The sequence below is a fragment of the Acidovorax sp. NPDC077693 genome (genome assembly GCF_044542805.1).
Classification (GTDB): Bacteria; Pseudomonadota; Gammaproteobacteria; order Burkholderiales; family Burkholderiaceae_C; genus Acidovorax.
On sequence record NZ_JBITVD010000005.1, the window covers coordinates 326,331 to 339,375 of the forward strand.

Here is a 13,045-nt window from a genome sequence, read left to right on the forward strand (position 1 = left end):
AGCCGTCGCTATGAACAAACCCTCCCAAAGCGCCGCGCGCGCGCCTGGCGCTGCTGCCGCAGCCACCGCCCCCCGCACTCCCGACTCGGGCTTCAGCTACAGCCGCCCCTTCTTTGAAGAGCTGGTGGACCGCGCCCTGGCGCACGCCAAGAAGCTGGGCGCCACCGATGCCGGCGCCGAAGCGTCCGAAGGCTGCGGCCTGTCGGTCAGCGTGCGCAAGGGCGAACTTGAAAATGTCGAGCGCAACCGCGACAAGTCGCTGGGCGTGACCGTCTACCTCGGCAACCGCCGTGGCAACGCCAGCACCTCCGACTTCTCCACCAAGGCCATCGAGCAAACCGTGCAGGCGGCGTACGACATCGCCCGCTTCACGGCCGAAGACCCGGTGGCGGGCCTGCCCGATGCCGACGACATCGCGCCCACCGACACCCACCGCGACCTGGACCTGTTCCACCCCTGGGCCGTCGACAGCGAGCAGGCGGCCCAGATGGCCATGGAATGCGAGGCCGCGGCGCTCAAGACCCACCGGCGCATCACCAACAGCGAAGGTGCGGGCGTGTCGGCGCAGCAAAGCCATTTCTTCAGCGCCCACACGCGCGGCTTTCGGGGTGGCTATGCCAGCTCGCGCCACAGCTTCTCGGTGGCGCCCATCGCATCGCTGCCCGGCCGCAATGCCGAGATGCAGCGCGACGCCTGGTACAGCTCCATGCGCGACGCTGCCGAACTGGCCTCGCCCGAGGCCGTGGGCCGCTACGCCGCGCAGCGCGCGCTGAGCCGCCTGGGCAGCCGCAAGATCCCCACCACGCAGTGCCCGGTGCTGTTCGAATCCACGCTGGCCGCGGGCCTGCTGGGCGGCTTCGTGCAGGCCGTGAGCGGTGGCTCGCTGTACCGCAAGAGCAGCTTTCTGCTCGACTCGCTGGGCAAGATGGTGTTCCCCAAGCACATCGACATCGCCGAAGACCCGTTCGTGCTGCGCGGCAAGGGCAGCTCTCCGTTCGACGAAGAAGGCGTGCGCGTGGCGCCGCGCAAGGTGGTGCAGGGCGGGCGCGTGCAGGGCTACTTCCTGTCGAGCTACTCGGCACGCAAGCTGGGCATGAAGACCACGGGCAACGCCGGTGGCTCGCACAACCTGACGCTGACGTCGCGCCTGACGCAACCGGGCGACGACCTCGATGCCATGCTGCAGAAGCTGGGCACCGGCCTGTTCGTGGTCGAGCTCATGGGCCAGGGCGTGAACTACGTGACGGGCGACTATTCGCGCGGCGCGAGCGGCTTCTGGGTGGAAAACGGCCGCATCGCCTTCCCCGTGCACGAGATCACCATCGCGGGCAACCTCAAGGACATGCTCAAGGGCATCGAGGCCGTGGGGGCGGATGTGTACAACTACGGCGCCAAGTCGGTGGGCTCGGTGCTGGTGAACCGGATGAAGGTGGCGGGCAGCTGACACTACCGAAGGCATTGGCATGTCTCAGCACGAATCGTTCCTCAGCACCTTTCACGCGGCGGTAGTGGCCTTTCTGACTCTGGATGAGCCGGCCATCGAGTCGCTGCAAACACGGTTCGCGCAGCACGCGGGGACTTGGACTCGGGCATGGGCATGCGGGTATTACCGGGCTGCCCACCTGTATCCCGCGCTGAGTCAGTCGGACCAAGATTTCTACGCCCTTGAGGCCAAAGAACTGGTGGGGCTGATTGCACCGGGCTTGGATATTGGGTCTGTGCCGAGCGCTGACGTCCAGCGCATCATGGCTGGGTTCGATGCCACACTCGCCTATGACGCGGTGGACGGACCGCTTACCCTGGTGCAAATCAACGATATGGCCCATGGACTCGCCATGTTGCTGGTGGCAAACCCGGGGTTTAGGGAACCCCGGCGGCGCGAGCGCGTTTTGCAATCGCTTTGCAATGACGTGACTGAGGATGTGCTGGGAGATTGGCCGACGAAATAGATCACTGATCGACGCCGCAGCTTCGCGCATTGGCAGCCAAGTGCGGGCGCTGATCTGCATAGGATTGCGCCCTCGCACCAGAGACTCCCGCAAACGCTGGAGTTTTTTGCGTGGTGGGAGGAGGGGCGATGGCGATGTGCGCCGACCGCCCACGTGTCAGCGATCCGTGAGGTCCTGCACTACGCTGCGCACCGTTTGCAACGCAGTGCGCAGTTGCTCGTGCCCCACCGAGCCGAGTGCCAGCCGTATCGCGTGGGGCACCTGGCGCGAGGTGGCGAACGGCTCGGCGGTGGAAACGGAAACGCCGCTCTTCAGCAGCGCCACCGCCACGCGGTCGGCGCGCACGCCCTCGGGCAGGGGCAGCCAGCTGAAGTACGACGCAGGGTGGCCCACCAGCGGCAGCCCGGCCAGCACCTTGCGCGCGATGGCTTGCCGCACCGTGGCGTCACGGCGCTTTTCTGCCTCCAGCCGGCGCACGGTGCCGTCCTGCAGCCAGCCGCAGGCCAGGGCAGTGACCACGCCCGCCGTGTTCCAGGTGGTGGTGCGGATGGCGCGCTGCAGCAGCGGTGCCCACTGCGGCGGCGCGGCCGTGAACCCGAAGCGCAGCCCGGTGGCCACGCTCTTGGACAGGCCGGACACGTACACCGTGGATTCGGGGGCGACGGTGGCCAGGGGCGCGGGCGCATCCTTGGCCAGAAAGGCATATGCCGCATCCTCGATGGCCACCAGGCCATGCTGGCGCACGATGGCCGCCAGGTCCTGCCGCCACTGCGCGCTGCAGACCCAGCCCAGCGGGTTGTGCAGGGTGGGCATGGTGTAGATGGCCTTCACACGCCGGCGGGCGCACAGGCGCCGCAGCGCGTCCAGGTCGGGGCCCTCGGTGCCGTTTGCCGCGGCGGGCAGCGGCGCCAGCGTGAGGTGCAGCATGCCGGCCAGCGCCTTGAACCCAGGGTAGGTGAGCGCGTCCACCGCCACCACGTCGCCGGGCTGCAGCAGCGCCATGCAGGCCACGGCCAGGCCGTGCTGGGCGCCGTCCACGATCAGCACCTGGGCGGGGTCCACCACCAGGCCGCGTGCGCTGGCCAGGTGCTGTGCCACGCATGCGCGCTCGTGCTGGCGGCCCCCGTGCGGGGCGTAGCGCAGCAGCGCCTCCAGGTCGCCGCCCGCCGCCAGCCTGCGCAGGCCGCTGGCCAGCAGACGGGCCTGTCCGGGCAGTGATGGGTAGTTGAAGTTCAGGTCCATCACCCCGGCGGCAACGGCCTGCTGGTCCACGGCCTGGCCCGCGGAGACGGGGGCCTCGCGCACAAAGGTGCCGCGGCCCACTTCGCCGCTGGCCAGGCCCAGGGCCTGCAGCTCGGCATAGACCCGCGTGGCCGTGGTCAGCGCGATGCCGTGCTGGCGTGCCAGCTGGCGGTGCGTGGGCAGGCGGGTGCCGGGCGGCAGACGACCTGCGCGAATCTGTGCAGCGAGGTCGTCCACGACGGGTTGGAACAAGGGCTGGGTCATGTTGCGCGGGGGTGTGGTGCAGGGCGAATGAGATGGGCCCGAACGATGGCTGCGGGATGTACTCAGGACAATTTTTTGATTGTATGGGGCAGCTTGCCTACGATGAACTCTGTCTTCAACCCCACCCCACACGCCCGCTGCGGCGCACCTGCCATGCACATTGCCATCCTGACCTTCGACGGTTTCAACGAGCTCGACTCGCTCATCGCGCTGGGCATCCTGCACCGCATCAAGCGCCCGGGCTGGCGCGTGAGCCTGTGCTGCCCCACGCCGGAGGTCACGTCGATGAACGGCGTGACGGTGCGCGCGCAGTCCCAGCTGGCGGAGGCCCGCACGGCCGATGCCGTCATCGTGGGCAGCGGCGTGCGCACCCGCGAGGTGGTGGAAGACGCAGCGCTGATGGCCCAGCTGTCGCTGGACCCTGCGCGCCAGCTGATCGCGGCGCAGTGCTCGGGCACGCTGGTGCTGGCCCGGCTGGGGCTGCTGGGGGCGGTACCCGCGTGCACCGACCTCACCACCAGGCCCTGGGTGCAAGCCGCGGGCGTGAACGTGCTGAACCAGCCGTTCTACGCGGAGGGCAACGTGGCCACTGCGGGCGGCTGCCTGGCATCGCCCTACCTGGCCGCCTGGATCATCGCCCGCTCGGAGGGCCTGGAGGCCGCCACGGCCGCGCTGCACTACGTGGCCCCGGTGGGCGAGAAGGAGGCCTATGTGGCCAACGCGCTGAGGTACCTGGGGCCTTACCTGCCCGAGCACCAGGGTGCGCAAGCGGTGGTGGCCTGAGCCTGATCGATTTCAGCCCTTCGCAATCAATGCTGCAATGGCCTCGCCGATCTGCGTGGTGTTGGCGCTGCCGCCCAGGTCCGGCGTGCGCGGTCCGCTCTTGAGCACTTCTTCGATCGCGCCGACGATGGCATCGTGCGCGGCGCGGCCCGCGCCTTGGCCCTGGGTGAGAAAGTCCAGCATCAGCGCGCCGGACCAGATCATGGCGATGGGGTTGGCGATGTTCTGGCCGTAGATGTCGGGCGCCGAGCCGTGCACGGGCTCGAACAGGCTGGGGAAATTGCGCTCGGGGTTCAGGTTGGCGGAGGGCGCCAGGCCGATGGTGCCGGTGGTGGCGGGGCCCAGGTCGCTCAGGATGTCGCCGAACAGGTTGGTGGCGGCCACCACGTCGAAGCGGCCGGGCTGCAGCACGAAGCGGGCGGTGAGGATGTCGATGTGCTGCTTGTCCAGCTTGACGTCGGGGTAGGCCTTGGCGACGTCGTCGGCGCGCTGGTCCCACCAGGGCATGCTGATGGCGATGCCGTTGCTCTTGGTGGCCAGGGTCACGTGCTTCTTGGGGCGGCTCTGGGCCAGGTCGAACGCGAACTTGAGCAGGCGGTTGGCGCCGTGGCGCGAGTAGACCGACTCCTGGATCGCGATCTCGCGGTCGGTGCCCTCGTACATGATGCCGCCGAGCGATGTGTACTCGCCTTCGGTGTTCTCGCGCACCACGTAGTAGTCGATGTCGCCAGGCTTGCGGCCGGCCAGGGGGCAGGGCACGCCTTCGAACAGGCGCACGGGGCGCAGGTTGATGTACTGGTCGAACTCGCGGCGGAACTTGAGCAGCGAGCCCCACAGCGACACATGGTCCGGCACGGTGGCGGGCCAGCCGACCGCGCCGAAGAAGATCGCGTCCATGCCCGACAGCTGCGCCTTCCAGTCGTCGGGCATCATTTTTCCGTGGGCGGCGTAGTAGTCGCAGCTGGCCCAGTCGATGGTGGTGGTTTCAAGCTCGATGCCGAAGCGCTGGGCGGCGGCCTGTACCGCGCGCAGGCCTTCGGGCATGACTTCCTTGCCGATGCCGTCGCCAGGGATGACGGCGATCTTGTAGGTGGGGCTGGTGCTCATGCGGGTTCCTTTGGGTCTGGAGAGAGGAAGAAAAAATCAGGGTGTAGCAGGATTGTTCGGCAGGCCACCAAAAAATACAATCCGGCAACTGTGCTCTTATTCTTCACACATCGTGCATAAAAACCCGGCCACCGACGACCTGCGCGTGTTCACCGTGGTCGTGCGCAAAGCCAGCTTTGGCGATGCGGCCACGGAGCTGGGCGTCTCGCCCGCGTACGTGAGCAAGCGCATCCGCCTGCTGGAGCAGGAGCTGGCCGTGAAGCTGCTGCACCGCACCACCCGGCGCGTGGCGGTGACGGAGGAGGGCGAGCGCGTCTTCCACTGGGCGCAGCGCATCCTGGACGACATGGACCAGCTGCTGCAGGAGGTGGCCATCACCCGGCGCGAGCCGCGCGGGCAGCTGCGGGTGAGCAGCAGCTTCGGCTTTGGCCGCCAGATCGTGGCGCCTGCACTGTCGCGGCTGGTGGAGCAGCACCCGGGCCTGCAGGTGCGGCTCGAAGTCTTCGACCGGCTGGTGGATGTGGCGGGCGAGGGGTTCGATCTGGACGTGCGCGTGGGCGACGAGATCGCGCCGCACCTGATCGCCCGCCGCCTGGCCGACAACCACCGCGTGCTGTGCGCCGCCCCCGCGTATCTCGCGCGCCACGGCACACCCCGCACGCTGGCCGAGCTGCCCAGCCACGACTGCTTGGTGATCAAGGAGCGCGACCACCCCTTCGGTGTGTGGCGGCTGCGCAGCGGCGCGGTGGACGAGACGGTGAAGGTGCGCGGCCCGCTCTCGGCCAACAACGGCGAGATGGTGGTGCAGTGGGCCGTGGATGGCCGCGGCATCGCGCTGCGCTCGCTGTGGGACGTGGGCGTGCACTTGCGGGCCGGGCGGCTGGTGCAGGTGCTGCCCGACTGGTACCAGGAGGCCAATGTGTGGGCCGTGTACCCCACGCGGCTGGACCGCTCGGCCAAGGTGCGGGTGTGCGTGGAGTTTCTGGAGGAGTATTTCCGCACGGAGTGGGGCAAGGTGCGGTCGCAAGGCGGGCAGGTCTTGGACGCACAGGGGGCAGGGTCTGCAGGCGCAGGCCCGGCGGTCGCTCAGCCCTTGATGAAAAAATAGCCGCTACCGCTTGTCCAACAAGCGCCAGCAGCTATTGTTTTGATAGTGGATGGCCTGGGCCACCCGCAGCGCCGTGGCGCTGTGGCTCCATGGCGCTGTGCCACCGCGGGGCGATCAGCCCGCCAGCGCAGCCTTCACGGCGGCAGAGACCTGGCCCATGTCGGCCTTGCCGGCCAGGCGGGTCTTGACCACGCCCATGACCTTGCCCATGTCGCCAGGGCCTGCAGCGCCCAGCTCGGCCACGATGGCCTTGACGGCGGCCAGCGTCTCGTCGGCCGACATGCGCTCGGGCAGGTAGGCCTGCAGCACGGCCATTTCCGACTTTTCCTTGTCGGCCAGGTCCTGGCGGCCCGCGCCTTCAAAGGCGGTGATGGAGTCCTTGCGCTGCTTGATCAGCTTGTCCACGATGGCCACGACCGCCACGTCGTCCAGCTCGATGCGTTCGTCCACTTCCTTTTGCTTCATCGCGGCCTGCAGCAGGCGGATGGTGCCCAGGCGCTCGCTGTCCTTGGCGCGCATGGCGGTCTTCATGTCTTCGGTGATCTTTTCCTTGAGGCTCATGGCGGCTTCCTTCTTGGGGTTTCAGGCAGGGACAGGGGACACAGGGTCTGCCAAAAGGCTTTCTGGCTAGGCGTCAACGCCGCAGACAGTAGTCCCGCTACGGCAAGGCGTTGCAACGACGCCAGAAAGCCTTTTGGCAGACCCGAAAAAACAAAAACCCGCGCTTGGCGTCCCTAGCGCGGGTTTGGCGGCTGCCCGGTGAGGGACAAAGCCGAAGTTGTACTTAGTACAGCTTCTTGGGCAGTTGCATGCTGCGAACGCGCTTGTAGTGACGCTTCACGGCGGCTGCCTTCTTGCGCTTGCGCTCGGCGGTGGGCTTTTCGTAGAACTCACGGGCGCGCAGGTCGGTCAGCAGGCCGAGCTTTTCAATGGTGCGCTTGAAGCGGCGCAGTGCGACGTCAAAGGGTTCGTTTTCTTTTACGCGGATCGTAGTCATTAGCTAAATGGTTTCCAAAATGTGCCCACAGAGGGACTCCAGGAGATCGAGCCTGAAGGCCGTGTGTGGCGGGTTCCCCGTCTGTAACTAGTATTTGGCCGACGGGGCATTGCCAGCAAAGCCGGAGATTATAGCCCTTGTCCCGCCGCATTGTGCAAGCGGTCCTTGTGCACCCCTGCTCGCCACCGGGCCGGAAGTCGCCCGCAGCGGCGAGTCGGAAAGCAAAACCCGCACGGAATCGGGTCTGCGCCCGCGCCAAGAGCCCGAGTGGCGTGGAAGTTGCTTCATGTTGTAACAGCAACATTCACCGCGAACGGCGGGCCCTCTTGACCGGGGCCCGCCACGCGCAGACACCAAGACCATGGCATTCATGCACCGCGTTTCGGGCTGGCTGGGCCGCCTCAGTGTGGGCCGCAAGCTCATGCTCATCTACCTGCTGGACCTGTCGGCGGTGATCTACGTCTCCAGCATCCTGATCCACGAGAAGTACGTGGCCATCGACTTCACGCGCAAGGAGATCGTGGGCACCACCTACGCGGCGGTCCTGCGCGATGGGCTGATGGGCCAGTTCCTCGCCGCGCCGCAGCAGCAGCCGCCCCTGGTGGCCGACGTGCTCACGCGGCTGGCGGGTGTGCGCCAGGCCTACGACGACCAGTTGCACACGCACGAGGTGGGCGAGCGCTTCAGTTCGGTGCTGCAGCAGCTGGTGCAAAGCCCGCCGCCCACCACCGACCCCATCGCGCTGACCCGGCTGCGCAGCCAGCTGCTGCGCGAGGGGCGCGAGCTGCTCACCACCGTGGGCAACCAGTCCAACCTGATCCTGGACCCGGACCTGGACAGCTACTACGGCATGTCGCTGGTGGTGCTGCGCTTTCCCGAGTTGCTGCAGGCGGTGCACGACACCGTGGTGTTCCTGCACGCGGCGCCCACGGGGCGCGGGCCGCAGTGGTCGTCCGAGCTGCTCACGCTGGTGGGCCGGCTGGACGCGGTGATGCTGGGCATCGAGTCCGACTACAACCAGGCGTTCATCGCCGGATCGCCCGAGATGCGCACCGCCCTCATGGCGCAGCGCGAGGCATTGAAGGCCTCGCTGGAGAGCTTTCAGGCGCTGCTGCAGGGCATGGCGGCGGGGGAGTCGCGCCTGACGCTGGCCCAGGTGGGCGCGCAGCAGGCGCAGGTGCTGGGCGCGCTGCGCGATGCCTGGGGCGTGGGCATCACCGACCTGGAGCGGCTGCTGAACCGCCGCGTGGACGGGCTCTATGCCCGCATGTGGCTGCACCTGGGCACGGCGCTGGTGCTGCTGGGCTGCATCCTGAGCCTGGTGACGCTGGTGGCCCGGCAGATCGCCAAGCCGCTGCAGCAGCTGGCGCGCGTGGCCGACGAGGTGCGCAAGAGCGGCGACCACACGCTGCGCGCGCACTGGTCGAGCCGCGACGAGATCGGCCGCCTGGTCACCGCGTTCAACGAGATGCTCTCGCAGCTCGACCGCGACCGCGTGCTGCAGCAGGAGCTGGCCGCCAGCGCCCGTGCGGCCGAGGCGCAGCGCGAGCTGGTGGAGGCGTTCCCGATCCCGATGGTCGTCACCTCGGTGCCCGAGCACGAGGTGCTGCATTCGAACGCGCCGGCCGGCCACTGGCTGGACGGGCGCAAGACCGACCCCTGGGCCGTGGGGCTGGAGCCCGGCGTGCGGGCGCGGTTCTTCCAGCGCCTGGCGGACCAGGGCTCGGTCGATGAGTTCGAGGTGCGCTGGAAGGGCAGCACCGAGCCTTCGTGGGCCGTGCTGTCGGCGCGGCGCCTGCAGTTCCAGGGCCGCGACGCGGTGCTCACGGCGTTCACGCCGATCAACGTGCTCAAGGTCATGGAGCAGCGGCTGGAGCTGTGGGCCAAGGTGTTCGAGGCCTCGTCCGAGGGCATCATCATCATGAACGCCGAGCAGCAGATCATCAGCGTGAACAAGGCGTTCTGCCGCAGCACGCACTACGACTTCTACGAGGTCATCGGCGAGGACCTGGGCTTCTTGCTGGAAGAGGCGGGCGGCGAGCCGCTGTCGGCGCAGATCAGCCGCACCATGCTCGACAAGGAGTCCTGGCAGGGCGAGGTGCGGTTTCGCCGCCGTTCCGGCGAGACCTACCCGGCCTGGCTCATGGTGTCTGCCGTGCGCGAGAGCAAGGGCGGGGCCGTGGCCAACCACATCGGCATCGCCATCGACATCACCGACCGCAAGCTCAACGAAGAGCGCATCCAGTTCCTGGCGCACCACGACGTGCTGACCGAGCTGCCCAACCGGTCGCTGTGCGTGCAGCGCCTGCAGCTGGCGCTGGCGCAGGCGCCGATCACCGGCGAGAAGGTGGCCGTGCTGTTCATCGACCTGGACCGCTTCAAGGCCATCAACGACACGCTGGGCCACCACATCGGCGACGGGCTGCTGCGCTCGGTGGCCGGACGCCTCACGCAGGCCGTGCGCAGCCGCGACACCGTGAGCCGCCTGGGCGGCGACGAGTTCGTGGTGGTGATGCGCGACGTGGCCGGGCACGACGACGTGCAGCAGCTGGTGGAGCGGCGGCTGATCCCGCTCATCCGCCAGAGCCACCCGGTGGAGGGGCACGAGCTGAACGTGTCGTGCAGCGTGGGCATCGCCGTGTACCCCGAGGATGGCGGCGACATCGACGAGCTCATGCGCCGCGCCGACGCCGCCATGTACGAGGCCAAGACCACCGGCCGTGACGCGGCGCGCTTCTATTCGGTGGAGACCGACCAGCGCGCCCTGGCGCGCCAGACCATGGAGCAGCACCTGCGCCGCGCGCTGGAGCGCCACGAGCTGAGCCTGCACTACCAGCCGCGCCTGGCGGCCAAGGGCGGGCGCCTGCTGGGGGTGGAGGCCCTGCTGCGCTGGAACAACCCGTCCATCGGCGCCATACCGCCCAGCGAGTTCATCCCCATCGCCGAAGAGACCGGCATGATCCGCGCCATCGGCAGCTGGGTGCTGCAGCAGGCCTGCGAGCAGTGGGCGCGCTGGCAGGCGCTGCCGCGCTCAGCGGGGGATGGCGGCGGTGGCAGTGGCGGCAGTGGTGGCAGTGGTGGCGCCCGGCACCCGCTGGCGGACATCTCGGTGTCCGTCAACCTGTCGGCCGCGCAGATGGCCGACCCGCTGCTCGTGCCCGACATCGAGGCGCTGCTGGCCCGCACCGGCATGCCCGCCCACCGGCTGGAGCTGGAGATCACCGAGTCGCAACTGATGGACAACGCCCACGCGGCCGAGCAGCAACTGGCGGCGCTCAAGTCGCTCGGGGTGCAACTGTCCATCGACGATTTCGGCACGGGGTATTCGAGCCTGGCCTACCTCAAGCGCTTTGACATCGACCGCCTGAAGGTCGACAAATCCTTTGTGCGCGACATGCTGAACAACCCCGCCGACATGGCCATCACGCGCGCCATCATCGCGCTGGGCCACACGCTGGGGCTCAAGATCGTGGCCGAGGGCGTGGAAGACCTGGCCACCGCGCAGGTGCTGGGCGTGCTCGACTGCGAGGAGCTGCAGGGCTACCACTTCAGCCGGCCGCTGGCGGTGGCGCAGCTGGAGGACTGGGCGCTGCAGCAGCGGGCGCTGCAAGTCAGGGCGGTTGGGACGGCGTAGCGGCCGAACATGCGCTGCGCAGGCGAGGGACGCCGAGCAAGGGCCGCCCCGCAGCGAGGGCGTCGTCCCCCTGCCCGCAGCGCTCTGGCGCTGCGAGAGCGGGGGGAAGGCCCGCAGGGCCTCAGGGGGGTGTCGCCTTCAACGCCTGTGCGCACGCATGGCCGCTGGCCCAGGCCCATTGGAAGTTGTAGCCGCCCAGCCAGCCGGTCACGTCCACCACCTCGCCGATGAAGTACAGGCCGGGTTGTGCCTTGCACTCCATGGTCTGCTGCGACAACGCCTTGGTGTCCACGCCGCCCAGGGTCACTTCCGCCTTCTTGTAGCCCTCGGTGCCCGTGGGGGTCAGCTCCCAGCGGGCCAGCTGCTCGGCCAGCCGCGCCAGGGCCTTGTCGGAGGCCTCGTTCACCGGGCGCTGCCAGTCGGCCTCGCGGCCCGCCCAGGCATCGGCCAGACGGCTCGGGACCAGCGTGGCCAGTTCGTTGGCGATCAGCTTGCGCGAGCGGGACTTGGCCTGCGCCAGTGCCGCGGGCAGGTCCACGGTGGGCGCGAGGTTGACGGCCAGCGGCGTGCCCTCGCGCCAGTAGCTCGAGATCTGCAGCACCGCCGGCCCCGACAGGCCGCGGTGGGTGAACAGCAGGTCTTCGTGGAAGGCCATGCGGTCCTTCTTGGCGCCGGTACTGATGTCCACCGGCAGCGCCAGGCCCGCCAGCTGCACAAACGGTGCCCAGGCATCGCCGTCGAACGTCAGCGGCACCAGGCCGGGCCGGCGCTCGACGAGGGGCAGGTTGAACTGCTGCGCCATCCGGTAGCCAAAGTCGGTCGCGCCGATCTTGGGGATCGACAGGCCACCGGTCGCGATGACGACCGAGCGTGCCTGCACTGGACCCCGGTCAGTATCAATTTGATAGCTGCCGGCGCTTGTCGGATCAGCGGAAGAGGGCAAATAGCCCAATTTTTTGACACCACACGGCTGCCAGTGCGTCACACCGCCGGCCGCGCATTCGGCCAGCAGCATGGCGATGATGTCCTCGGCCGAGCGGTCGGCAAACAGCTGGCCCTTGTGCTTTTCGTGAAAGGCGATGCCGTGCTTTTGCACCAGCGCGATGAAGTCCGCCGGCGTGTAGCGCGACAGGGCCGAGCGGCAGAACTGCGGGTTCTGGCCGACAAAGTGCTTGTGCGGCGCGGCGGGGTCCAGGTCGCGGTTGGTGAAGTTGCAGCGCCCGCCGCCCGAGATGCGGATCTTCTCGGCCACCTTCTCGGCATGGTCGATGAGCAGAACCTTCAGGCCCCGCTGGCCCGCCTGGCCCGCGCAGAACAGGCCGGCAGCGCCGGCGCCGATGATGATGGCGTCAAAGAATGGGGTGGTCATGGGAGCGGCGGATTGTAGTGGTCGCCATTGGACCACCGGCCGTGTGGCGCTGTAGGATGGCCGTCGGCACGCGCCGCCATTTTTCGAGGACCGATCCATGCACCCCACCATCCGCTATGCCGCCTGCGCCCTGGCCCTGGGCTTTCTGGCCCCGGCCTGGGCCATCAACAAATGCACCGGCGCCGATGGCAAGGTGGCGTTCCAGGATGCGCCGTGCGTGGGTGGGCAGAGCGAGAAGATCGAGGCGCGGCCCGCGATGCAAGGTGCGACTCCTATTGCACCTGCATCCTCTGCAACCAAGGAGGGCGCGTTCGGCGCCACTTGGCAGCGCAAGAACTACCTGCAGACCCAAGGTGTGCCGCAGGCGCGTGCAGCCGTGGAGCGCAACCAGAGGGAGTGCTCAGCGCAACCTGCGGAGGCCGTGGCGCAAGCGGGTCCCTTGCGGCGCAGCACGCTGGCTTCGGGCACCCAGTTTGCGCAAGAGCGGGCGGCCACTGAAGCCAAGGAAAAGACCGCGTGCGAGGCCCGCACCGAGGAGCTGCGCGAGCAGCTGAGGGCGCTCGAGAAGGAACTCGGCACGCTCTGACCGCGC

Annotated in this window: 11 protein-coding genes; 6 read left to right on the forward strand and 5 right to left on the reverse strand. The window is 68.4% G+C overall.

Features of this window, described 5'->3' with window-relative positions; all coding sequences use genetic code 11:
- The first annotated feature begins 10 nt into the window (after positions 1-10).
- A complete protein-coding gene (pmbA, locus tag ACIGHN_RS09185) occupies positions 11-1,444 on the forward strand; it encodes a metalloprotease PmbA (RefSeq protein WP_056170450.1) in 1,434 nt (477 codons plus the stop codon).
- 19 nt (positions 1,445-1,463) lie between these two features.
- A complete protein-coding gene (locus tag ACIGHN_RS09190; RefSeq protein ID WP_396504110.1) occupies positions 1,464-1,949 on the forward strand; it encodes a hypothetical protein in 486 nt (161 codons plus the stop codon).
- 156 nt (positions 1,950-2,105) lie between these two features.
- On the opposite strand, the gene ACIGHN_RS09195 is transcribed toward ACIGHN_RS09190, so the two are convergent.
- A complete protein-coding gene (locus ACIGHN_RS09195) occupies positions 2,106-3,455 on the reverse strand; it encodes a PLP-dependent aminotransferase family protein (RefSeq protein ID WP_396504111.1) in 1,350 nt (449 codons plus the stop codon).
- Positions 3,456-3,608: 153 nt separating this feature from the next.
- Between ACIGHN_RS09195 and ACIGHN_RS09200 the strand changes: the two genes are divergently transcribed.
- Positions 3,609-4,238 carry a DJ-1/PfpI family protein gene (locus tag ACIGHN_RS09200; protein ID WP_056414928.1) on the forward strand — a complete coding sequence of 210 codons (630 nt, stop codon included), beginning with the start codon at positions 3,609-3,611 and terminating at the stop codon, positions 4,236-4,238.
- Between the two features lie 12 nt (positions 4,239-4,250).
- On the opposite strand, the gene ACIGHN_RS09205 is transcribed toward ACIGHN_RS09200, so the two are convergent.
- Positions 4,251-5,345 (reverse strand): tartrate dehydrogenase, encoded by a 1,095-nt coding sequence (locus ACIGHN_RS09205; RefSeq protein WP_396504112.1) that lies wholly within the window; start codon positions 5,343-5,345, stop codon positions 4,251-4,253.
- A gap of 112 nt (positions 5,346-5,457) precedes the next feature.
- Between ACIGHN_RS09205 and ACIGHN_RS09210 the strand changes: the two genes are divergently transcribed.
- Positions 5,458-6,453 carry a LysR substrate-binding domain-containing protein gene (locus ACIGHN_RS09210; RefSeq protein ID WP_396504113.1) on the forward strand — a complete coding sequence of 332 codons (996 nt, stop codon included), beginning with the start codon at positions 5,458-5,460 and terminating at the stop codon, positions 6,451-6,453.
- 114 nt (positions 6,454-6,567) lie between these two features.
- Here ACIGHN_RS09210 and ACIGHN_RS09215 read toward each other — a convergent pair whose 3' ends face one another.
- Positions 6,568-7,014 carry a GatB/YqeY domain-containing protein gene (locus ACIGHN_RS09215; RefSeq protein ID WP_056414940.1) on the reverse strand — a complete coding sequence of 149 codons (447 nt, stop codon included), beginning with the start codon at positions 7,012-7,014 and terminating at the stop codon, positions 6,568-6,570.
- A 223-nt stretch (positions 7,015-7,237) separates the two neighbouring features.
- Positions 7,238-7,450, reverse strand: coding sequence for a 30S ribosomal protein S21 (gene rpsU, locus ACIGHN_RS09220; protein WP_007833691.1), 213 nt, complete (start codon positions 7,448-7,450; stop codon positions 7,238-7,240).
- 361 nt (positions 7,451-7,811) lie between these two features.
- Between rpsU and ACIGHN_RS09225 the strand changes: the two genes are divergently transcribed.
- Complete coding sequence (locus ACIGHN_RS09225; RefSeq protein ID WP_396504114.1) at positions 7,812-11,084, forward strand: EAL domain-containing protein; 3,273 nt, start codon at positions 7,812-7,814, stop codon at positions 11,082-11,084.
- Between the two features lie 121 nt (positions 11,085-11,205).
- On the opposite strand, the gene ACIGHN_RS09230 is transcribed toward ACIGHN_RS09225, so the two are convergent.
- Positions 11,206-12,453: an NAD(P)/FAD-dependent oxidoreductase gene (locus ACIGHN_RS09230; protein ID WP_396504115.1), complete on the reverse strand. Its 1,248-nt coding sequence runs from the start codon at positions 12,451-12,453 to the stop codon at positions 11,206-11,208.
- A 97-nt stretch (positions 12,454-12,550) separates the two neighbouring features.
- Here ACIGHN_RS09230 and ACIGHN_RS09235 point away from each other — a divergent pair, with 97 nt between their 5' ends.
- On the forward strand, positions 12,551-13,039 hold the full coding sequence (locus tag ACIGHN_RS09235; RefSeq protein ID WP_396504116.1) for a DUF4124 domain-containing protein: 489 nt from the start codon (positions 12,551-12,553) through the stop codon (positions 13,037-13,039).
- Positions 13,040-13,045: the final 6 nt, after the last annotated feature.